Raw genomic sequence first — 21,576 nt, forward strand, 5'->3', positions numbered from 1 at the left:
TGGAGAACGGGCCTCGATGTGGGCATATATAGCCCTTTCAGCACTGCTTTTAGCGATCATCGTCATGCACGTTGTCGAGAACGGATTCACGAATATTGGAGCCATCAGTCTCGAAATCACTGGCTTTGTTCTCGGGTGGGTAGTCTACTTCGGGATGGGGCTGTACTACACCCGAGCGATGTAAGCGATGAAAAATGACCTCAAAGTACGACGAGCGAGACACGAGTTGACACAGAGTGACCTTGCGGAGGCCGTTGATGTATCTCGGCAGACGATTAGTGCGATTGAAGCAGGTCGCTATAATCCAAGTCTCGAACTTGCCTTCCACCTTGCAGAATACTTCGACTGCTCTATTGAGGATATCTTTGAACCGCCTTTGACCAAAGAAGAGTCCCAATCATAAGGCATTTCTCTCTATCTACCGGTCCCTCACTCCGCCCTCGTAATAGTCGAGTTTCGACGAGCTAAGCGAATCTACACTCGAACGGCGCTTCGCCTACCGGTCCCGATAGACCGGCAGCTGGGCCCTGATCCCTATATCCCGGAGCTGCCAGACGAGTTCGGCCCCGATCCAGACCAGCGCCGTCAGGATCCCGATCCCGGCCGCCGCGAAGTGGGCCGTACCCATCCACACCGGGCTGATGAAGAGGATGGCGTTGTGGATCCGGAAGGGGATGAACGACTCGATGATCAGACCGATCTCGTGGAAGAAGCCGACGATCGCGCCCAGCGGGTCGAATCCGCTCTCGGCGCTCTCGGTGCTCTCCCCGCCGCCTTCCTCGGGGGTTCGGGACTCGTAGCCCAGTTGCTGGGCGCTCTGGCCGCCCTCGCTCTCGTCGCCGCTTTCGAGTCGCTCGGCCTCGTAGGGCATCGTCGAGCCGACCTCCCAGACGACCTCGCCGTCGGGGGTCAGCTCCATGACGCGGTTGCCGTGGCTGTCGGTCACGAGCGTGTTGCCGTTGGGCAGCCGGTCGGCGTCCCGTGGCCACTGCATCTGCTGGTCGGACCACTCCCACGTCTGGGTCCACTCGTCGCCCTCGCGCTGGTACTCCTCGACGTTGCCGTTCTCCGAGTCGGCGACGACGACCGCGGGCCCGCCCTGATCGGTGGGGATGTAGTCGGGGTTGTGCTGCTGGTAGAGGACGCTGTGGTCGTTCTGGGCACCGAGGGTCCACTCCTCCTGGAGGCCCTCCTCGGGGTCGACGAAGACGACCTGGTCCTGATTGCGCATGCTGACCATGATGGTGCCGTTGACCTCGCTACCCGGATCATCGACGTATTCGACGTCGTTGATGTGTGCCCAGTCACCCGGGAAGGGGCCGCCCTCCTCGACCGGGTAGTCCGCCTGGGCGTCCCACATCCACTCGATGAGTTCGGTTTCGGTGTTGACGATGAAGACCTGGTCGTCGATCATGTCGGCGACGACGAACCGGTTCTCGTCGAGCCGATCGACGTCGTGCCACTCGGCGCCGGTCTCGGTGGCGTCGTAGCGCTCGTAGAGCACCTCCGTCTCGCCGGTTTCGAGGTTCGTGCGCTCGATGGCGTTGACGGCACACGGCGGCGAGCCACAGGTCGGGCCCTCGCTGTGGATCGTGTCGGTCGTCGCGTACTCGACGGTCAGGGGCTCGCCCTCGACGGGGTCGACGTCGAAGTACTTGGTCCGCTCGTTCTCGTAATAGAGGACGCTCCCGTCGGGGTTGTAGGCGGTGATCGTACCGGCGCGTCCCGACTCGGTGATGACGGTGTGACCGTCGCTCTCGGGCGCGGTCGGTACGTCCTCCTCGGTCGCCGTCGAGAGCCCCCCTGCGGTCGCACCGCTGACGAGAACGGCGATCGAGAGGACGATCAGCACCGCGAAGGCGATCCGCACCTTGTTGCGCGAGACGGCCGACCGAACGCGCTCGGCCCCCGTTGAGGATCGCTCGCTCACGGCTTCCTACCCGTCGGGTCTGGTCCCTCCGTTCCTCGAACTGTCATACGTCGCCTTTGGGAATCGTGCGGATATTACTTTCCTTTTTGGCCCCCTCGTGGTCGAACTCCCTTTCAGTCTCGACCGTTACGGTTCGGTCGAATGGTAACTCTAGAGGTCGTCGCTCGGCTCGTCGCCGGTGTGGGGCTCATCCTCGCGAACGCGTTTTTCGTCGCCATCGAGTTCGCGCTGACCCGCGCCCGGCAGTTCAGCGAAGGGGAGTTCGTCGGGGACAACCAGTCCTTGGAGCGGGCTTGGGAGATGACTCAGAACCTCGAACTGTACTTGACGACCTGTCAGGTCGGGATCACGGCCTCGAGCATTGCGGTCGGAATCGTCGCCGAACCCGCGCTGGCCGCGCTCTTCGAGCCGCTGTTCGAGGGGACCCTGCTGGCGTCGGTCGGGTCGGCGGCGATCCTCTCGTTTCTGATCATCAACCTCGTCCACCTGACCCACGGCGAACAGACCCCGACGTATCTGGGCGTCGAGCGCTCGCGGTGGGTCTGTCGGTACGGGGCGACGCCGCTGTACTGGTTTCACTGGCTGATCTCCCCGCTGATCACGCTCGGCGACTGGGTCGCGAAGGCGACGCTTTCGCTGTTCGGCATCGAGATGACCGGCGCGTGGCTCGAAACCGAACAGGACGTCATCGAGAGCCGGGCGGACCTCAGGAACCGAATGCGTTCGCTGCTCGCGGAAGGCGACCTCGACGAGGAGCGATACGAGGAGGTACTGAGCGCGCTTGCGGCCGGCAGGATGACCGTCGGAGACGTCATGGTCGACCGCGAGGAGATCGTCTTCCTCTCGACGGAACTGCCCCTCGCGGAGAACCTCGAACGGCTCTCGGGATCGCTGCACAACCGCTATCCGCTGATCGGTGAGGAGCCCGAGGACTTCCGCGGGATCGTCTACGTCTCAGCGGCCCTCGATCGGATCGACGCCCTCCAAGCGGGGGAGACGACCCTCGAGGACATCGCCGCGCCGCCGCTGACCGTCTCCGAAGACATGACCGTCAGCGACGTCATCGATCGGTTTCAGGACGAAAGCCAGGAGCTCGCGCTCGTTCGCACCGAGAACGGCGATCTCATCGGACTCGTGACCGCCACGGACGCGATGGAGGCGGTCGTCGGGGAACTCGAAGACCCCCTCGACGAGGTGGCGGCCTAATTGCTTGTCCTCAGAGGACGAGCACCGGCGTGTCCGTCAGCCGGATCACGCGGTCGGTGACGCTTCCCAACAGTGCCTCCTGAAGCCGTCCGCGCTCTCGTTTTCGCATGACGATCAGGTCGATCTCGCGGGCGTCGGCGTACGCCACGACCTCTTCGTGGGGCGTCCCCTGAACGACCTCCGTCTCGACCCGAACCGAGTGCTCGCGCGCCCGGTCTGCGAACCGCTCGGCGGCGTCGGTCGCCTCGGTCTCCAGGGTATCGATCACCTCGCCGCCGAGGTTCGTCACGCTGTCGCGGTTGGTGTCCGCGACCGAGAGGACCACTATCGTCGCTCCGTGCTCGCGTGCGAGATCGAAGACGGGCTCGTATCGATCGTCCGGCGACGCCTTTTCGCCGACCGGGAGCAAGAGGCGCTCGTACATCACCCGTCCCTATCGGCCGATCACTTATAGGTGTGCCCACGGTGGCGTTCGCGACCGTCGCAGACGTCCCGTCGACGGGCGTCCGGAGTGACCGACAGCGCGCCGTCGGCCGGCCGGTACGGACCCGTTACGGACTCGGCCGGTCCCTACTCCCGCTATGGTCGCAATTACAATCGGGACCCGACCGGTGGACTCTCCAACGGACGCCGGTCCCGAGATATCATGCACGACGACTCCCGCCACGACGTTCGAGAACCGAACCCGACGGACCCGCCCGCCCGGCAATCCCGCTCCCGACCCGCCCCCGCCCGCTCGCGGCGCGACCTGTTGGGGACCCTCGCCGGCCTCGGGTTCGTCTCGGCGTTCGGCACGCGTCCGGTCGCCGCCGAATCCGATATCGGCGACGGGTCGGTCGGATCCAGTGACGACCCCGACGACCCGACCGATCCCGACGAGCGCTATCTCCAGTTGCTGGCCGCTCAGCGCGAGTTGCGCGCCTCGAACGGGTCGAACCTCGATACGGACGGTATTCGGGCCGTCCTCGAGGAACGCGCCGCCGACTTCGAGGGCCAGTTGCTCTTTTTCGCCGCAAGCGACTTCGGCCAGCCCCGCGTGTTCCTCCCGTCGGATCTCTCGGACCCGGACGACGCGCTTCAGGCGGTGCTCGACCGGGTCCACGCGGAGAAGTGGAGCCCGGATCACGACGGGCTCCGTGCGGTCAGACGGCGGGTGTTCGAGGAGACGACCGGGGTCCACCAGGCGCTTCCGGCGCTGTTCTACGACTCTGGCGACGCCGAGTACGATCTGACCGGTCCGTGGGACGAGGAGTACAACTTCGTCACGATCCGGCAGGTCGTCGGGCTCGTCGACTGGCTCACCAACGCCGACCGGCAGTGGGTCGAGGGCCGACGGCTCGTCTACGACGCCCCGAAGGAGTGAGTCCCGTGCCCCGTCAGGGTACGGTGAGCTTACACCCCGCGTGATCTGCTGGCAACAACGCGTTTACCTGTCTGCCGGCCCGATCACTACGCGATGAGCGAGACGAGTTCTCCCGACGACCCACCGATCACGCTGTACCGGCTGCAGGCCTGTCCTTTCTGTGAGCGCGTCGTCCGCGCGCTCGACGAGCACGGACTGGCGTATCGTTCGCGGTTCGTCGAACCCATGCACTCGGAGCGCGACGTGGTAAAGCGAATCAGCGGCAAGCGGTCGGTCCCGGCGCTCGTCGACGCCACCACCGGCGTGACGATGTCCGAGAGCGCGAACATCGTCGCGTACATCGAGAACACCTACGGGGAGGCGGCCTGAATGGAGCTGGAGTTCGACGTCGTCGACCTCGGCGAGGCAGACCACCCCATCGAGGGCGAGGAGGCCCCCGATTTCGTGCGCCCACTCGTGAACGACGAGTACTGGGAGGACGTCGCCCTCTCGGAGCTGACCGCCGAGGGTCCCGTTCTGCTGGTGTTCTACCCGATGGATGGGGACTTCCCCGCGACGTACATCTGGAACGAACTCCGGGATCGCGGGCTCGAAGAGACCGCCGACGTGACGGTCGTCGGCCTCTCGATCTCCTCGCCCTACGAGCACACGACGTTCATCGACGAACGCGGGATGGACTACCGCCTGTTCAGCGACCCGCAAAACGGCGTCGCCGAGGCCTACGGGATCGTCAACGACCTCGACGGGATGGCCGGCATCAGCGAACCCCGGCCCGCCGTCTTCCTGCTTGATTCCGACCGGACGATCCGGTATGCGTGGGTCGCACGCCAGTGGCCCGATTTCCCCGACTACGACGAACTCGAAGCCCGACTCGCGGACCGATAGCCCGCCGCCCGGTTAGACGCCCAACTCCTCGGCGAGGTCGTAGAACGTCTCGATCGTGCAGTCCGGATCGCCGCCGAAGGGCTCCCACGGGGTCGCCTTCCGGTCGACCCACACGCCCTGCATCCCGGCGTGGCGTGCGCCGAGCACGTCGAACCAGCCCGCGGTGACGTGTGCGATGGCCCTGATGGGGGTCCCCGTCCGGGCGGCGGCGTGGCGATACAGCTCCGCGTCGGGTTTGAACGTCTCCACCTCGTCGGCGCTGATGGTGTCTTCAAGTAAGTCCCCGATGTCGGCGTGTTCGACCATCGATTCGAGCATCTCGGGGTTGCCGTTCGAGACGACATAACAGTCGTATCCGCCCTCGCGCAGGCGCTCGATGCCCTCGCGAACGTCCTCGAAGACGTCGAGTTCGTGATACACGGCGAGGATCTCGTCGCGTTCGGTCTCGGAGACGTCGGCCCCGTGGACGTCGAGCGCGTACTGAAGCGCGTCGCGGTTCATCTCGTAGAAGGGTTGGTAGGCGTCGACGTGGTTCGCGACGAAGGTGTATTCGAGCGAGCGGGCCCGCCAGAGCTTCGAGACCGGTTCGGGTTCCGCGACCCGCTCGGCGAGTGCCGCCTCCGCGGCGTCCACGTCGACGAGGGTGCTATACGAGTCGAACGTGACCGTCTCGACCGCGCTTGCGTCGAACGTCATGGACGTCGGTTTGCCGTCCGCGAGGATAACTCCCCGGGCCGCCCGGGTCCCGATGGCACCTACTGTTTTGATCCCCGCCGCCGTTCGTCCGCCCATGTCGACCGACGAGTTCGACCCGACCGTCCCCGAGTTGACAGCCGACGACCTGCTGGTTCTCGACGATCCCCGCTTCGGCCCCGGGACCGTCGCCGTCGTGACCGGGGCGGCCTCGGGGATCGGCCGGGCCACCGCCGTCGCGCTCGCCGCCAACGGCCTTACGGTCGTGGGTGCCGACATCGACGAAGACGGACTCGAGGAGACGGTCGGGATCGCCGCGGACGTTGGGGCCGCCGGCGAGGTCCGTCCCGTTCGGACCGACCTCACCGCCGACGACGAGGTCGAGTCGATGGTCGAGGCCGCCGCCGAGGCGGGCGATCTGCGCTACGTCGCGAACATCGCGGGGATGCAACACATCGCCTCGATCCCCGCGTTCCCGATGGATCGCTACGACCTGCTTTCGGATCTCATGGTGCGTGCGCCGTTTCTCGTCTCGAAACTCGCGATGCCCCACATCCGCGACACCGACGACGGCGTCGGCGCGATCGGGAACATGTCCTCGGTCCACGGTCATTACGCTACCAAGGACAAGCCCGCCTACATCACCGCGAAACACGCTCTCAATGGCTTGACACGGTCGATTGCCGCCGAGGGCGAGGGCACTCTCAGGGGGTTTTCGGTCAGCGTCGGCTACGTGCTGACGCCGCTGATGGCCGACCAGATAGCGGATACTGCCACAGAGCGCGGCATCAGCGAGCGCGAAGTCGTCGAGGACGTGATGCTCGGACAGGCCCGCACGACGGAGATGATGGCCCCGGCGGAGGTGGCGAACCTGTTCGTCTTCGGCTTTTCCTCGCACGCGACCCACCTCAACGGTGGGGATCTGCTGTTCGACGGCGGTTTCACCACGACCTACGAGTGACCCGATTCCCTCCGAGCCGAGGATCGGGGCCTCACCGGCTCCCGACAACGACCGGGCGCGGTTCGCTCTCGTCGCGTTCGTCCTCGGAGAAGGCCCCGTCGGTGGAATCCGTCGCCCAGCGTTCGAGGGTCGCGATCCCGTCCATGACGGTGTAGGTCTGCTCGCCGTCCGAACACGGGAAGACCGCCCGAACGGGGTCCTCGTCGTCCTCCTCGACGGCGTAGACCACGAGACAGATCAGCGGAAAACTGATGACCTCCTCGCTGCGGTCGTCGACGATCGACTCGCGTCGCTGGCGGTCGAACCCCGGCGTGAGCGTCCGGTTTCGTCCGGCAGCCCACGACTCGATGACCTCGTAGCGCTCGTGGGCCGCGGTTCGCACGGCGGGGTCCGCCTGCATCTCCCGGCCCCACACTTCGACGTCGACGGCCTCCAGTAGCCCGGTTTCGAGGACGTTCTCGACCCGCTCGATGATCGCTCCCTGGCGTTCGCTGACGCCGTGGGGTGCGAGCGAACGCAGGACGATCTCGGCCCGATACGTCTCCGCGCTGGAGTGGCGTTTCATTGGCGTGTGATGCCCGGGGGCGTCAATAAAGTTAATCGAAATAACACGACAGGTCAATCGCCGCGGTGTGTAACTTATCCAATCGGTTCGCAAGAATCGCGGGACCGTCCGCCGAACGCGTCGCCCTCGTCCGCTGACCGGTGGTGAAGCTCCCCGACCAGCGGACCACTCGCGGCCGACGCCGGTCAGTCGTCGGCCGACACCCCCGCGACGGTGCCGTCGTCGTTCCAGCCCCGGACCGCGTAGTACTCGCTGAGGGCGTCGTCGAAGCCCTCCAACTGATCGACGTACGGCAGGGTGTCGTCGCCCCGGTCGAACCCGCGCTCGTTGTTGAACTGGCGTTCCATCCCGATGACGCGCGCGCCGACATCGAGCAGGTCCTCGTAGTCGGCCGAGAACAAGTTCTCGTAGCGCTCGGGGTTCATGATCCCTCTCGAAAACCGACAGACGATCCCGCAGTCCTCCAGTGCCCGGGTGTTCTCCTGGGTGACGACCGCCTCGGGCTTGCCCTCGAAGCCGCCCTGGGGGAACGCGTCGTCCTTCCCCACCAACGGGTACTCCCAGGCGTAAAACGTCGAGTACATGTGGTCTGCACCGCGGTTCGCGACCGCGTAGGCCAGTCCCTGGCCGTGGAGTGTGCGGCCCTCGTGGCCCGCAAACGAGAGGTGCTTGACCGTCCAGTTCTCGACGCCGAGGTCCTCGTGAGCGCGGCTGATTCCCTCGGCGAGGGTATCGCCGACGCCCTCCCTGTGGGCGATCCTTTCCACCGTGTCGTGGATCAACTGTGCGTCGCCGAAGGCGTCCTCGCTCGCGAGATACCCGGCAATAGTGTTGCCACAGGAGATGGTGTCGAGGCCGAACTCGTCACAGAGCTCGTTCGACTGCATCACGTCGACGATGTCGTCGATCGCGCAGTTCGAGCCGAAGGCCATCACCGTCTCGAACTCGGGGCCTTCGGTCTCGACACCGCGTTCCTCGTCGCGCGTGGGGAGCTTACAGGCGAAGGCACACGCAGAACAGGTCCCCTTCTTGAACTTCTTCTCCTCGACGCGATCGCCGTTGATCCCCTCCGCGCCCTCGAAGCGCTGTTCGGAGAAGTACCGGGTGGGGAGGCCGTTGACCTCGTTCGCGAGGTCGGTCACCGAGGTGGTACCCTGGCGTTTCATAATGTGATCGGTCGTCGCGGCCTCGCGATGCACGTCGTTCTGGACGTCGGGGATCTCGATTTCGGGATGTGAATCGCCGTCGAAGGTGATCGCCTTGACGTTCTTCGATCCGAGAACGGCCCCGAGCCCGCCCCGGCCGAACGCGCGCGATTCGGTGGTCATGATCGAGGCAAACCGCACCAAATTCTCGCCGGCGGGGCCGATCGCGACGGCGTTCTCCTCGGTGAGGTCACGACTTTCGACGTACTCGGTGACTTCCGAGACGAGTGCACCCGCCAGATCCGGTACGGGATCGAACTCGACGCCCTGGTCGGTGATATGGATCGCGATCGGCTCGTCACTCCGTCCTTTGAACTCGATCGCGCCGTAGCCCGTCCCGGCGAGGTTGCGCGAGACGAACCCGCCGGCGTTCGAGGAGACGAGGCCATCAGTCAGCGGCGAGAGGGCCGTCGCGTTCGTCCGGCCGGTGTAGCTCATCCGGCTGGCCTGCATCGGGCCGGTGGTGAAGTAGAGCCGGTTCTCGGGGCCCAGCGGGTCGGCGTCGAACGGAACTCTGTCGAAGGCGAGCTTCGTTCCGACGCCCCGTCCGCCGATAAAACTGGACAAAACGTCGTCGATGTCTTCGGTTTCGACCGTGCGCTCGGTCAGGTCGATCGAGCACAGCGGCCCCTCGGCGTGAAGCATACACGGGTGTTATCAGCCCGGCAGATAAAGCTGCGCGCGACTCATTCGACGGGGTCCGACGTGTCGGCGAGCCAGCGTTCGAGTTTTTCCCTCGGTGGCGGACCGGTCAGGAGACCCACACCGACGAAGAGGACCAGACTCGACGCCAGCCCGTAGATGATCGGGAGGTCCGAGGCGAACCCGTAGGTCGCCATGCTCGCGACGACGACGACCGATCCGCCGACGATCGCCGAGAGCGCCCCCTGCCAGGTCGCGCCCTTCCAGAAGAAGGCACCCAGCACGGGGACGAAGATCGCGCCGGTCAGCAGGTTATAGGCGAGCGTCAGGGCGTTGACCACGTCGCCGATGACGACCGCGGCCCAGATCGAGATGGCCCCGAGCACGACGATACCGATCCGGGAGGCAGTGGTGTAGCGCTCCTCGCTCGCGTCGGGATCGATAAAGCGCCGGTAGACGTCGTTCGTAAACAGCGTACTCGAAGCGAGCAGGGCCGAATCCGCGGTCGACATCATCGCGGAGATAAAGCCCGCGAGGATCAGCCCCGCGAGACCGACCGGGACGGTCTCGAGGACCATCGTCGGCAAGGCGAGGTCGGGGTTCTCGATCGCCGGGAACAACACGAGGGCGATCATGCCCAACACGGCGGTCGAGATCCCGTAGACCACGGCGTACGCCCCTGTCGCGACGTTACCGACCCGTGCGGTGCGGGCGCTGTCGGCGGTAAAGACGCGCTGCCAGATGTCCTGGCCGATCATGATCCCGAGGAAATACAGGAGAAAGTAGGTAAACACCGTCCCCCACCCGATCCCGCCGGGGCTGAAGTAGGAGGGATCGAGCTCCGCCTGCAGGCCGGAGACCCCGCCGACCTCGAGCAATCCCAACGGCAAGGCGAGCGCGAAGATCCCGACGGTCATGACCAGCCACTGGATGAAGTCGGTGATCGTCACCGAGAGCATTCCCCCGAGCGCCGTATAAAGGACGACGATCACGCCGGCGAGAACGGTCATCGTCGTGAGGCCGTACCCCGAGAGCGCGCTCAACACGGTGCCGATCGAGATCACCTGCGTGATGGCGATCGTCAGCGCGTAGACGCCCGCGACGACCGCGCCCACCGTACCGGAGTACTCGTCGAACCGGCGCTCTAACACCTCCCCGAGCGTGTAGGCCTTGAGGTTCGCGAGCTGCGTCGAAATGAGGAGTCCGATGGCGGCGACGCCCAGCCCGAGCCAGACGACGAGCCACGCCCCGGAGACCCCGTACTGGTATCCCAGCCCGGCCCCGCCGATCGTCGAGGCCCCCCCGAGGATCACCGCCGACATGACCGGGACGTACATCCAGATCGGAATCGACCGCCCGGCGACGAGATAGTCATCTAGGGACGCCGAGCGGCGATATCCCCAATATCCGACCCCGATCATGCCGAGGAGATAGAGAACGACGACCCCGCCGTCGATGAGTGTGCCTGCCATGGCTCGACTGTCGGATCGACCCGTATAACTACACCGATTCGGTACACGACACGCCGGATGCTGGACGAACGCCCAGTTCGGATCCGGCCTCGCCTCGATCACGGAACGTATAAGCGCCCGTCGGTCACCTCTCGGGACATGGTCGGATCCGACGACGGCGCTCCGGACACGGGCAGTACGGCCGAGGACTCCCCCGCCGCGCGCTTTCGCGAGCGAGTACCCGAATCGAGCGTCGAACTCGCCTACGCCGGGCTCAACACCTTTCTCAAAGGTGATCCTCGCGACGTGGCGGACCTCTCTGAGAGCGATGTCGGCGTACTCGGCGCGCCCTACGACGGCGCAGTGAGCAATCGTCCGGGGGCGCGCTACGGCCCCGAGGCGATCCGCCGGGCCAGCGCGTGGTGGGCGTATCTCTCGGGGTACAAGGGCGGGCTGACGAACATGGGGACGGGCGAGCAGGTCGACTTCTCGAACCTGTCGATCGCCGACTGTGGCGATATTCCCGTCTTTCCGATGGATCGCGAGACGACCGCCGAGAGCATCACCGCCCACGTCGCGACGGTCGCCCAGCGGGCGTTCCCGGTCATGCTCGGTGGCGATCACTACTGTACGTACCCCGCCGTCCGGGGCTTCGCCGAGGGGATCGACGCCGGTTCCGTAGGACTGGTCCAGATCGACGCCCACACCGATACCGTCGCCGAAAGTGCCGTCTTCGGCGAGCATTTTCATGGTTCTAGCACCCACCACATCGCCGACTCCGAGTACGCGGAGTACGAAAACGTCAGCCAGGTCGCGATTCGAGGCTACGAGAGCCCCGACTTCTTCGACTTCGCCGACGAAGTGGGACTGAACCTCTTTACCATGAACGCGGTGCGAGAAGAGGGGATCGAGCGGGTGGTCGAGCGGGCGGTCGAAGCCGCAGCGGAAGGCACCGACGCGGTCTACGTCACCTTCGACATCGACGCGGTCGATCCGTCCGTGGCTCCCGGGACCGGGACGCCGGTCCCCGGCGGACTGTCGGCCGAGGAGGCGCTCTCGGTGATGGACGTCTTGGGGGCGAGCGAGGCCGTCGGCGCGGTCGACCTGATGGAGGTCGCGCCGACCTACGACCCGAGCGAGGGGACCGGGCGACTGGGGGCGTACCTGCTGGTGCGGTTCCTGGAGCAGAAGTTCGCCGCACAGTAGCTTAGTCGGGGCCGAACGCTGCGGTGATGTGCGTGGCCGTGATGGCGTGCGCCGGGTGGAAAACCCCCGGCGATGACCGACGGGACCGCCAGTCCGCGGGCCGGGCGAAGCGAGCGCACCCGAGCCGGTAAACGGCCCCTCAGAAGACGCTGTCGGCGGTCGCCGCGCCGACGACGCTGAACACCGCGCCGATACAGATCGCCCGCAGCGCCACCGACCACCCGGCGTCGAAGGCGTCGGGCGCGTCGAAGAGCACGGCCAGCAGCGCGACGGAGCCAAACGCCACGACCATCAGCGAGACGAACCGCAGCGGGATCCCGCCGACGTCGAGTTCGGCCTCGGGGTCGCGATCGCGGTCGGCCGAGTACAGCGCGCCGTAGCCGATCAGTCCGACGAGCCCCGCGGTCGCGAGCGCCTGCCAGCGGGCCATCGTCGCCGCGAGCGTCCAGACCTCCTCGGTGACGACGAACGGGCCGGCAAGCAGGAAGCCGCCGACGACCTGCTGGGCGACGTCCGAGGGGCGAAACCGGGGGCGGCGCGGGCGGCGCATACCGTGGTTCGCCGGTCGAGGCCCTCGATCCTTTCGATCCGCCCCGCCTCAGTCGTGGGGGTGGAACCGATCGACGGCCTCACGGACCGCCTCGGTCTGGCCGAGAAACGTCAGCCGATCGCCATACTGCAGGGTGTCCTCGGCGTCCGGAACGCGGTGATCGCCGTCCCGGCCCAACAGCGCGATCAGACACCCGCTCGGAAGCTCCGAGCCGAGCGTGCCGATCGTCTTGCCGTCGGTCTCTTCGGAGGTCACCTCGACTTCCTGCACGTCGCCCGAGCGGCCCAATTCGGTCATCCAGTTCGACAGCGCGGGCCGCTCGATGGCGTTGTCGATCGCCCACGCCGTCGCGTCGGTCCCGGAGATGGTCTGCACGCCGAGTTCTTCGAGCGGATCGACGTTCTTCGGGTCGTTCACCCGGGCGATGACGTCCTCGACGTCGAAGGTCGTCCGGGCGAGCTGGGAGACCAGCAGGTTCGTATCGTCGTCGCCGGTGGCCGCGACCACGGTCTTTGCGTTCTCGATGCCCGCGCTCCGGAGCACGTCCGTATCGGTTCCGTCACCCGATTTGACGGTGAATCCGGCCGAGCGAGAGGATTCGAGGGTCGCCGCGTCCTCCTCGATGACGACGACGTCCTCGCCACGTTCGACGAGGCGTTCGGCGAGCGATCGACCGACCTTGCCCGACCCGACGACGAGTACACGCATAGGAAGGACGTCGAGGCGCTCGGCGATCCATCTTGCGGGTCCGCCCTGGAAGACGACCGTGGCGACGATCACCATGAACACCGTGCCGGCGAGGATGTTCGACTGGGCGATCAGCGACTGTCTGCCCTCCTGGGCGGCCAGATGCTGGAGTTCGAGCGCGAACAGCGTCGCGATCGCCGCCGGGATGATCCCGCGGGGCCCGATCGCGCTGACGAACAGCTTCTCGCGAAACGAGAAGTCCGTCCCGGTCGTCGAGAGAAACACCAACAGCGGGCGCAACACGAGCGCCACGACGATCACGACGGCCACGCCCGCGACCCCTATCGACAGCAGGGTGTCGATGTCGATCAGCGCCGCCAGCGCGATGAAGATAAACGAGAGCACGATCAGCCGGATGGTGCCTTTGAACTCCTCGATCTCCTCGCGGTAGGGCAACTCGACGTTTCCGAGGACGACCCCGGCGGTCGCGACGGCGGCGACGCCGGCCTCGGTGGCGATGGTGTTTGCGACCCCGTAGGCCACCAGCGCGCCCGCGAAGGTGATCGACCGGGCGTTCTCGGGGGCGTTGCCCGAGGAGAGGTCGACGTGCGTGAGGACATACCACAGGACGCCCGCGACCAGCAGGCCCACGCCGACCCCGACGCCCAGTCGCTCGAGGAACCCGACGAGAAAGCCCCGCGGGTCGATCTGCTGGGCGGTGACGGCCTTGAAGATCACCGCCGCGAGGATCGCCGCAGTCACGTCGTTGACGATCCCCTCGGTTTCGAGGGCGGCCCCGACGGACCGTCGCACCGGGACGATCTCGAGGATCGGCGTGATGACCGTCGGCCCCGTCGCGATCAACAGCGCCCCGACGACGAGCGCGATCCCCGGATCGGCACCCAGCAGGTAGTAGACGGCCGCCGCGGTCCCCAGAAACGAGATCAGCGAACCGAGCGTGACCAGCCGAAACGCCGCCGAGGGCGACTGGCGAAGCTTGTCGACGTGGAGGTGAAAGGCCCCCTCGAAGACGATGATCGCGACGCTGAGTCCGACGATCGTCGACAGCGAGCCCCCGAAGGCGTCCTGGGTGACCACCCCGAGGACCTTCGGTCCGAGGACGATCCCCGAGAGGATGAGAAACAGCACGCTCGGCACCTGATAGCGATCGGCAAGCACCTGCGAGAACACCCCGAAGGTGACGATCGAGGCGACGATCACCAGCAGGGTGGGTTCGAAGTCGATCGGGAGCAACTGCATCGACGGTGCCCCGGTCATCGCTGGGGCAGGGGCGGTGGCGACTCGAAGCGCTCGGCGTGGACTCCCACGGTCTGCGTCATACCGACGGGTAGGGAATCCGGTCGGATAAGCGACTCCCTCGCGGCGTCACTCGGCGTAGATCGCCTCGACGTCGTCGGCGAAGCGTTCGAGGATGTTGCGGCGTTTCTTCTTCATCGTCGGGGTCAACATGTCGTTGTCCTCAGTGAACTCCTCGGGCACCAATCGGAACTGCTTGATACGCTCGTGGGACTCGACGTTCTCGTTTACGCGCTCGATCTCCTCGTCGATCCGTTCTTTGACCCGTTCGTCCCGACAGAGTTCGCGCTCCCCGTCTGGCAGGGAAATCCCCTCGCTTGCGGCCCACTCGCGGATGCCCTCGACGTTCGGGACGACCAACGCGGAGATGAACTTCCGGCCGTCGCCCATCACGAAACACTGCTCGACGAGTTCGCTCGCGGCAAACGCGTCCTCGATGGGCCCGGGCGCGACGTTCTTGCCCGTCGAGAGGACGATGATCTGTTTCGCCCGCTCGCGAAAGACGACGTAGTCGTCCGGGCGGATCTCGACGACGTCGCCGGTGCGAAACCAGTCTTCCGTGAAGGATTCGGCGGTCGCCTCCTCGTTTCGCCAGTAGCCCCGCGTGACGTTCGGCCCGCGCACGAGGAGTTCCCCCACCTCGCCGTCGGCGTCCCGGCGCTGGGCCTCGCCGACGACCGACGCGTCGACTCGGGCCTCCACGTCGGGAAGCGGCGGGCCGATGGTGCCGATCTCGGGGGCCTCGATGGGGTTGACCGAGATCACCGGCGAGGTCTCGGTCAGGCCGTACCCCTCCAGAATGGGCATCCCCATCCCGTGATACAGCGCACAGAGCTCCGCCGAGAGGCTGCCCCCGCCGCTGATGAGGAACTCGATCTCGCCACCTAAGGCCTCCTTGACCTGGCTGAAGACGAGTTTGTCCGCGATCGCCTGCTTGCCCGTGAGGACGGGCCCCGGCGAGGGATCACGGTGGTACGCCTTGCCAACGTCGACGGCCCACTCGAAGATCCGCCGTCTGAGGTCGGACTCGCTGGCTTGCGAGCGGATCGCGTCGTAGATCTTCTCGTAGACGCGGGGTACGCTTGTGCCGGTCGTGGGCCGCACCGCCTGGAAGTCCTCCTGGAGGGTGTCGGGACTCTCCGCGTACGCGACGGCGGCCCCGCTCGCGAACATCAGAAAGTGCCCGGCGGTCCGTTCGAGGACGTGAGCAAGCGGGAGAAACGAGACCGTCCGGGTCTCGCCGTCGATCGCTGGCAGTCCCTTTGCCTCCTTGTCGGGCCGGGGGCCGAAGCGTTTGCGACACTGGGTGACGTTCGCCCGGAGGTTCCGGTGGGTGAGTTCGACGCCCTTCGGTTGGCCCGTCGTCCCCGAGGTGTAGATCAGCGTCGCCAGGTCCTCGGGCGCGACGGCGTCGACCCAGTCCTCGTAGGCCTCGCGGTCGAACGCCGCCTCGCCCCGGTCGTGGAGCTCCGCGAGCGTCAGGACGTCCTCGCGCTCGTCGTAGCCCTCGGTCCGGTCCATGACGACGATAAACGAGAGATCGAGTTCGTCCTCGACCGCCAGCACCCGTTCGAGGCGCTCCTTGTTCTCGACGACGACGCCGGTCGCGTCGGCATCGGAGAGGAGATACTCGACCTGATTCGGCGAGGAACCGGCGTAGACCGTCGTGACGACCGCGCCGGCGGCGAGCAGTCCGAAGTCGGTCTGGGCCCACTCCATGCGGGTATCGGCGAAGATCCCAACCCGGTCGCCGGCTTTGGCGCCGAGATCACGAAAGCCGGCCGCGAGGTTCCGGACGATATCAGCCATCTCGCCGTAGGTCAGCGTCGTGAACTCGCCGTCGGGGGCCGCCGGAAGCACTCCCGGCGAAAGCGACCGGTCGTAGACGCCGCCCTTGTACCGCTGGGCGACGCGCTGTTCGTTCCGGGCGACGCTCTCCTCGAAGAGCCGCGCGAGCGTCGACTCGCCGGTCACCGCGTCGGTGTACTCGCGTTCGGCCTCGCGCCAGTGCATGGCGTGTGGGTAGCCGGCACAGCACGAAAAGTATGCCGGCAACGCGACACATCTGTCTCGGAGTTTATTCGCCGGACGCCGCCCGGTCCTGGGTCGGGGACCTCTCGGAACGCGGACGTTAGACGAGCGCGATGAGGACGAACAGCATCACGACGCTCGCGTGAACATCGCGGGACCGACCGAAAGCGCCGAGAAGACGGCCCACGCGAGCGCAGTCCGTCCCCGACGAGCAGAATGGGCCAATACCGCCAGCCGGACGGGAAGCGCCATTCACACCGCCTACCGCGTCGACGTTTGTTACTGGTCCGACTCCGCCGACGCGTCCAGATAGCCCAGCACGCCCCGCGTGTTCAGGCGTTCCTCGGCACGGGCCTTTCGCTCGCCCCAGACCTCGGCCATCTCCGTATTCTCGACGAAATACTCGATCACCGCCTCGTCGTCGAGTTCCCCGCGTTTCTCCTCGACCGCCCCGACCCACTCGGAGAGGACCTGCTTGTAGGTGTCGAGCAGTTCGTCGCTGGCCTCGGCCGGCCCGAAGTGCCCGAATAGGAGCGTATCAGAGTCGAGCGCGCGGATCGTCTCGCCGTCGTCGAGGCAGGCTTCGAGGTCGAAGTTCGCCGGCGGGGAGGTCTGGCGCACGGTTTCGAGCTGGGGCACCCAGATGCCTGCGGCGTCGCCGGTCGCGACGACCGCCGCGTCGGGATCGTAGTAGATCACCTGGTGGGGGGCGTGACCGGGGGCGTGGTACACCTCCAGCGTGCGGTCCCCGAGGTCGATCGTATCACCCCCGGAGAGTTCGGTGATCCGCTCTTCAGGAACGGGTTTGGGCTCGGCGTAGTACTCCCACTGGTCCTCGACGGCCGCTTTCGTCCCCGCGATCAGGCGCTCGGGATCGACGAGATGGGGCGCGCCGATTTCGTGAACATGGATCTCGGCGTTGGGACATTCGGCGGCGAGGTAGCCCGCTCCGCCGGCGTGGTCGAGGTGGATATGAGTGGGCGCGATGACGGCGAGTTCCTCGGGGGTGATCCCGATTTCGGCCATCGCCGACAGGATGAACTCGTAGTTCGTGCCGATCCCGGTATCGATCACGGCGGGGCGCTCGGCGTCGACGATGTAGACCGCGCCGTAGCGCTCGGTGTCGTACATGCCGGTATCGAGGTAGTAGTAGTCCTGACAGCCATCAACGGGGTAGTAGTCACCGATTGCCATACTCAACCCCCCGAGCCACGGAGTAAAAACGTTCGTCATCCGGCGGCGAGGCCGATACGCTCTTTTCCCCGGGCGGCAAATCGCGACCAAGAATGCTCGACCGTTCGATTCTCCGCGAGGATCCCGAGAGGGTGCGCTGGGCGCTCGATGTCAAGGGCGTCGACGTCGATCTCGACGAGGTGCTCGCGGTCGACGAGGAGTGGCGCGAACTGAAAGCCGAGGGCGACTCGCTTCGTCACGAGCGAAACGAGGTCAGCAGCGAGATCGGCGAGCTCAAACAGGCGGGCGAGGAAGAGAAAGCCCAGCAGGCCATCGAGCGATCGAGCGAGCTGAAAGCCGAACTGCAGGACCTCGAGGATCGGGCCGACGAGCTCGAAGGGCGCTTAGAGGAGGCCCTGCTCGAACTCCCGCAGATCCCCCACGAGTCGGTGCCCGTCGGCGAGGACGAGGACGACAACGTCGAGCGCTACCGCGAGGGCTTTTCCGATCTGCGGGACCTCCCAGAGGAGATCGTCCCCCACTACGACATCGGCGAGGAGCTCGACCTGCTCGACTTCGAGCGCGGCGCGAAGGTCACGGGCGGGGGCTATCAGTTCGTCAAAGGCGACGGCGCGCGCCTCGAACACGCGTTGATCCAGTTCATGCTCGACGTCCACCGCGAGCAGAGCTATACCGACGTGTTCCCACCGATTCCGGTCAACAGCGCCTCGATGCGCGGGACCGGCCAACTCCCGAAGTTCGCCGAGGACGCCTATCGGGTGGGAGCTCGCCAGGAGGACACATACGACGACGACGACCTCTGGTTGCTGCCCACCGCGGAGGTTCCAGTCACCAACATGTACCGCGACGAGATCCTGCTGGACGAGGACCTCCCGCTCAAGCATCAGGCCTTCACCCCGAACTTCCGTCGGGAGGCCGGCGAACACGGCACCGAAACGCGGGGCTACGTCCGCGTCCACCAGTTCAACAAGGTCGAGCTCGTCAACTTCGTCCGGCCCGAGGAGAGCTACGACCGCCTCGAAGGGCTCCTGACGGAGGCCGAGGAGGTGCTAAAGCGCCTCGAACTGCCCTATCGCGTGCTCGATATGTGTACCGGCGACATGGGCTTCACCCAGGCGAAGAAGTACGACATCGAGGTGTGGGCACCGGGCGACGACATGGCGGAGGGTCCCGAGGAGGGCGGGCGCTGGCTCGAAGTCTCCTCGGTGTCGAACTTCGAGGCGTTCCAGGCCCGGCGGGCGGGCATCCAGTTCCGGCCCGAACACCACGAGCCCGCCCAGTACCTCCATACGCTCAACGGCTCCGGGGTAGCTGTCCCGCGCGTGATGGTCGCCATTCTCGAGTACTACCAGAACGAGGACGGAACCATCACCGTGCCCGAAGCGCTTCGCCCCTACATGGGCGGCCAGGCGGTCATCGAGGGCCACGAGCCGGTCGGCGAGAGCGCACTGGGAACCGGCGAGTAGCGCTGAACTACCGGAGAGATCGGCATCGACGCGGACGTATTTAGGCATCGGACGGGTGGCCGCGATATGGAGCGTCGCACCCGCTGGACGGCCGCGATCTTCCTCTTCGTCGCACTCGACGCCGCCAGCCTCCAGATCCGCGGCGCACTTCTCCCGCAGTTCGAGGCGACCTTTTCGGTCCCGCCGGGGCTCTTGGGCCTCGTTGCTCCCGCCGGCACGGCCGGCTTCTTTCTCACCGTGCTGGTCGTAGGGTTGGCCGCCGGCCGGATCCGGGTCCACAGAACGCTGCTGCTCGGTGTCCTCGGTGCCGGCGCGTTCCTGCTCGTGATGAGCGGTGCGCCCGTCTATCCGCTCTTTTTGGGCGCGCTCGTGTGCCACGGGGTCTCGCTGGGTGGGTTCCGTGCCCTCGACCGGGCGCTGTTGAGCCACCTCTATCCCGAGCGTCGGGGTCGGATATTCACGCTGCACGGGCTCGCGTGGGCGATCGGGGCGGTCTCGGGGCCCGCACTCGCAGCGCTCGTGATCTGGGTGGCCGACTGGCGGGCGGTGTTCGTCGTGCTGGGACTCGGCTTCCTGCCCGTTGGGCTTTCGATCCGGAACCTCCCGCTGCCCGAGCGTATGGCGAACGAGCGCCCGATCTCCGTAGACGGTGCGACAGACCTGTTCCGTGATCCGGCCATCCTCGGGATGACGGGCGCGCTGTTGCTGGTCGGCGGGATCGAAGGCGCGATCTTCACCTGGTTGCCGTACTACGCCGGCACGTCGTTGCCGGCGGCACTCGCGCCGCTTGCGCTTTCCGCCTACCTCCTCGCGTACGTCCCGGGACGGATCACCTACACCGTGCTGGCCGAACGCGTCGGCTACGCGCCCCTCTCGCTTGCGCTCGCCCTCCCGGCGATCCCCGCCATGTACGTCGCACTGGTCGCCACCGAGGGGTACGCGATGCTCGCGGCGGTGTTCGTCCTCGGCCTGTTCATGTCCGGGCAGTTTCCCTTGCTGTCGGCCGTCGGCGTCGAGGCCGCAAGCGAATACAGCGGGCCCGTAAACGCGATCTCGACGAGCGCGACCTACGTCGGGATGGCGATCGTCCCGACCGTGATGGGCGTGATCACCGAAACCGACGGGATCGCGAGCGCGATGCTCGTCCCGGTGGTGCTCGTCGTCGGGGCCAGTGGACTGATCGGGGCGACGTGGCTCGCCACCTATCGGGAGTAGGTGTAGATCGCCGCGATCCCCGCCGTCGAGAACTCGAAGACGTCGACGAAGCCAAAGAGCGCCTCGCCCTCGCTATCGAGGAGTCGCCCGCGGACCGCAACACCCTCGTCCGCCTCGTAGACGGTGCGAACCTCATGCGAGGTGTCTTTCATCGGGCGCTTCTCGCGCATGAACTCCACGAACCCCTCGCGGCCCTCGATGGTTCGATCGGGCCGATAGTGGACGAACGCCGGGTCGAGCAGTTCGGAGAGGTCGTCGTAGGCGTGCGAGTCGATCGCGCGGTAGTACTCGCGGGCCTCGTGCATACCTCGGAGACGACCGGGTACGAGAAGAACGTTCGGGACGGGAGGCTTTTGCTCCCCGACCGTCTTCCCTCTGGCAGTGCAGCTTCACGTCCGCTACGAGGGCGACGACGACCCCGCGAAATGCACGGCCCGGAAGCTCGCGCGGTTCGACCTCGCGGAGCTTCATCGCTCGGATCGGGCAACCCCCTATGGGATCGTGCTCAATCCACACGCCGAGCAGGCGCTCTCGCCCGCGGATCGCGAGAAAACCGATCGACTCGTCGCCCTCGATTGCTCGTGGGAAAGCGCCGGCGAGGCGCTGTTCTCGATGGCCGGCGAGCATCGCGCACTGCCCTATCTGGTCGCCGCCAACCCCGTGAACTTCGGCCGACCGTTCCGCCTCACCACCGTCGAGGCGCTCGCGGCCGGGCTGGTCGTCCTCGGCGAGCGCGACCACGCCGAGTCGATCCTCTCGAAGTTCCGCTGGGGCCACACCTTCCTCGAACTCAACGAGGAACCCCTCGGCCGGTACGCCGACTGTGCGGACTCCTCGGAGGTCGTCGCGGTCCAGGGCGAGTACCTCGATCGAGGACCCGATTGAAACCCGCTCCCTCGAAACTCGATCGCGACCCGGCGTTCCTCGCGTCCCTCCCCGGGATCGGGCGTTGATCCCCGGCGCTCGATGAGGAGCCGTCCGGCCGTGGCTCGAACGTGGAAAGTGACAA

22 protein-coding genes are annotated in these 21,576 nt (G+C 66.3%); 10 read left to right on the forward strand and 12 right to left on the reverse strand.

All coding sequences use genetic code 11. The features are described from left to right. Positions 1-187 precede the first annotated feature (187 nt). Positions 188-403 (forward strand): helix-turn-helix transcriptional regulator, encoded by a 216-nt coding sequence (locus HACJB3_RS18695; RefSeq protein WP_008417805.1) that lies wholly within the window; start codon positions 188-190, stop codon positions 401-403. Positions 404-496: 93 nt separating this feature from the next. Here HACJB3_RS18695 and HACJB3_RS03910 read toward each other — a convergent pair whose 3' ends face one another. Beyond that, entirely contained in the window at positions 497-1,930 is a 1,434-nt protein-coding gene (locus HACJB3_RS03910; protein WP_008417803.1) for an aryl-sulfate sulfotransferase, read from the reverse strand. A 141-nt stretch (positions 1,931-2,071) separates the two neighbouring features. Here HACJB3_RS03910 and HACJB3_RS03915 point away from each other — a divergent pair, with 141 nt between their 5' ends. Further along, positions 2,072-3,136 (forward strand): CNNM domain-containing protein, encoded by a 1,065-nt coding sequence (locus tag HACJB3_RS03915; protein WP_008417801.1) that lies wholly within the window; start codon positions 2,072-2,074, stop codon positions 3,134-3,136. A gap of 10 nt (positions 3,137-3,146) precedes the next feature. Here the strand turns inward: HACJB3_RS03915 and HACJB3_RS03920 are convergent, their stop codons facing one another. Further along, positions 3,147-3,560, reverse strand: a complete 414-nt coding sequence (locus tag HACJB3_RS03920) for a universal stress protein (RefSeq protein WP_008417799.1) — start codon at positions 3,558-3,560, stop codon at positions 3,147-3,149. Positions 3,561-3,782: 222 nt separating this feature from the next. On the opposite strand from HACJB3_RS03920, the gene HACJB3_RS03925 reads away from it, so the two are divergent. The 3 genes from HACJB3_RS03925 to HACJB3_RS03935 all read left to right on the forward strand — a co-directional run bounded on the left by HACJB3_RS03925 (position 3,783) and on the right by HACJB3_RS03935 (position 5,384). Beyond that, positions 3,783-4,499 (forward strand): hypothetical protein, encoded by a 717-nt coding sequence (locus HACJB3_RS03925; protein WP_008417797.1) that lies wholly within the window; start codon positions 3,783-3,785, stop codon positions 4,497-4,499. A 93-nt stretch (positions 4,500-4,592) separates the two neighbouring features. After that, the gene (locus tag HACJB3_RS03930) at positions 4,593-4,868 is read left to right on the forward strand and encodes a glutaredoxin family protein (protein ID WP_008417795.1); all 276 of its coding nucleotides are present in this window, start codon (positions 4,593-4,595) and stop codon (positions 4,866-4,868) included. Further along, positions 4,869-5,384, forward strand: coding sequence for a redoxin domain-containing protein (locus HACJB3_RS03935; RefSeq protein WP_008417794.1), 516 nt, complete (start codon positions 4,869-4,871; stop codon positions 5,382-5,384). A gap of 12 nt (positions 5,385-5,396) precedes the next feature. Here HACJB3_RS03935 and HACJB3_RS03940 read toward each other — a convergent pair whose 3' ends face one another. Further along, the gene (locus HACJB3_RS03940; protein ID WP_008417792.1) at positions 5,397-6,080 is read right to left on the reverse strand and encodes a haloacid dehalogenase type II; all 684 of its coding nucleotides are present in this window, start codon (positions 6,078-6,080) and stop codon (positions 5,397-5,399) included. A gap of 94 nt (positions 6,081-6,174) precedes the next feature. Here HACJB3_RS03940 and HACJB3_RS03945 point away from each other — a divergent pair, with 94 nt between their 5' ends. Further along, the gene (locus HACJB3_RS03945; protein WP_008417790.1) at positions 6,175-7,038 is read left to right on the forward strand and encodes an SDR family oxidoreductase; all 864 of its coding nucleotides are present in this window, start codon (positions 6,175-6,177) and stop codon (positions 7,036-7,038) included. Between the two features lie 31 nt (positions 7,039-7,069). Here HACJB3_RS03945 and HACJB3_RS03950 read toward each other — a convergent pair whose 3' ends face one another. From HACJB3_RS03950 to HACJB3_RS03960, 3 genes are all read right to left on the reverse strand, one after another. Next, positions 7,070-7,603 carry an HTH domain-containing protein gene (locus HACJB3_RS03950; RefSeq protein ID WP_008417788.1) on the reverse strand — a complete coding sequence of 178 codons (534 nt, stop codon included), beginning with the start codon at positions 7,601-7,603 and terminating at the stop codon, positions 7,070-7,072. 185 nt (positions 7,604-7,788) lie between these two features. Then, positions 7,789-9,453, reverse strand: coding sequence for an aldehyde ferredoxin oxidoreductase family protein (locus HACJB3_RS03955; RefSeq protein WP_008417786.1), 1,665 nt, complete (start codon positions 9,451-9,453; stop codon positions 7,789-7,791). Positions 9,454-9,494: 41 nt separating this feature from the next. Further along, on the reverse strand, positions 9,495-10,922 hold the full coding sequence (locus tag HACJB3_RS03960) for a sodium:solute symporter (protein WP_008417785.1): 1,428 nt from the start codon (positions 10,920-10,922) through the stop codon (positions 9,495-9,497). A 138-nt stretch (positions 10,923-11,060) separates the two neighbouring features. Between HACJB3_RS03960 and HACJB3_RS03965 the strand changes: the two genes are divergently transcribed. Further along, positions 11,061-12,107: an agmatinase family protein gene (locus tag HACJB3_RS03965; protein WP_013199382.1), complete on the forward strand. Its 1,047-nt coding sequence runs from the start codon at positions 11,061-11,063 to the stop codon at positions 12,105-12,107. Positions 12,108-12,246: 139 nt separating this feature from the next. Here the strand turns inward: HACJB3_RS03965 and HACJB3_RS03970 are convergent, their stop codons facing one another. The 5 genes from HACJB3_RS03970 to HACJB3_RS03985 form a co-directional block, all read right to left on the reverse strand. Continuing rightward, positions 12,247-12,657: a DUF2391 family protein gene (locus HACJB3_RS03970; RefSeq protein WP_008417781.1), complete on the reverse strand. Its 411-nt coding sequence runs from the start codon at positions 12,655-12,657 to the stop codon at positions 12,247-12,249. A 48-nt stretch (positions 12,658-12,705) separates the two neighbouring features. Next, on the reverse strand, positions 12,706-14,622 hold the full coding sequence (locus tag HACJB3_RS03975; RefSeq protein WP_013199383.1) for a cation:proton antiporter domain-containing protein: 1,917 nt from the start codon (positions 14,620-14,622) through the stop codon (positions 12,706-12,708). Between the two features lie 108 nt (positions 14,623-14,730). Next, positions 14,731-16,674 carry an AMP-dependent synthetase/ligase gene (locus HACJB3_RS03980; protein WP_008417778.1) on the reverse strand — a complete coding sequence of 648 codons (1,944 nt, stop codon included), beginning with the start codon at positions 16,672-16,674 and terminating at the stop codon, positions 14,731-14,733. A gap of 147 nt (positions 16,675-16,821) precedes the next feature. Next, positions 16,822-16,944 (reverse strand): hypothetical protein, encoded by a 123-nt coding sequence (locus HACJB3_RS20995; RefSeq protein ID WP_274378062.1) that lies wholly within the window; start codon positions 16,942-16,944, stop codon positions 16,822-16,824. A gap of 27 nt (positions 16,945-16,971) precedes the next feature. Further along, complete coding sequence (locus HACJB3_RS03985) at positions 16,972-17,886, reverse strand: MBL fold metallo-hydrolase (RefSeq protein ID WP_008417776.1); 915 nt, start codon at positions 17,884-17,886, stop codon at positions 16,972-16,974. A 92-nt stretch (positions 17,887-17,978) separates the two neighbouring features. Here HACJB3_RS03985 and serS point away from each other — a divergent pair, with 92 nt between their 5' ends. Both serS and HACJB3_RS03995 read left to right on the forward strand, forming a co-directional pair. Beyond that, positions 17,979-19,352 carry a serine--tRNA ligase gene (gene serS / locus HACJB3_RS03990; protein WP_008417774.1) on the forward strand — a complete coding sequence of 458 codons (1,374 nt, stop codon included), beginning with the start codon at positions 17,979-17,981 and terminating at the stop codon, positions 19,350-19,352. A 66-nt stretch (positions 19,353-19,418) separates the two neighbouring features. Next, positions 19,419-20,567 (forward strand): MFS transporter, encoded by a 1,149-nt coding sequence (locus HACJB3_RS03995; RefSeq protein WP_008417772.1) that lies wholly within the window; start codon positions 19,419-19,421, stop codon positions 20,565-20,567. On the opposite strand, the gene HACJB3_RS04000 is transcribed toward HACJB3_RS03995, so the two are convergent. Beyond that, positions 20,555-20,872, reverse strand: coding sequence for a nuclear transport factor 2 family protein (locus HACJB3_RS04000; RefSeq protein WP_008417769.1), 318 nt, complete (start codon positions 20,870-20,872; stop codon positions 20,555-20,557). The two genes, HACJB3_RS03995 and HACJB3_RS04000, sit on opposite strands and share 13 nt — an antisense overlap. A gap of 76 nt (positions 20,873-20,948) precedes the next feature. Here HACJB3_RS04000 and HACJB3_RS04005 point away from each other — a divergent pair, with 76 nt between their 5' ends. Then, complete coding sequence (locus tag HACJB3_RS04005; RefSeq protein ID WP_008417767.1) at positions 20,949-21,452, forward strand: DUF367 family protein; 504 nt, start codon at positions 20,949-20,951, stop codon at positions 21,450-21,452. Positions 21,453-21,576: the final 124 nt, after the last annotated feature.

Origin of the sequence: Halalkalicoccus jeotgali B3, assembly GCF_000196895.1 — an archaeon.
In the GTDB taxonomy this organism is placed as follows: Archaea; Halobacteriota; Halobacteria; order Halobacteriales; family Halalkalicoccaceae; genus Halalkalicoccus; species Halalkalicoccus jeotgali.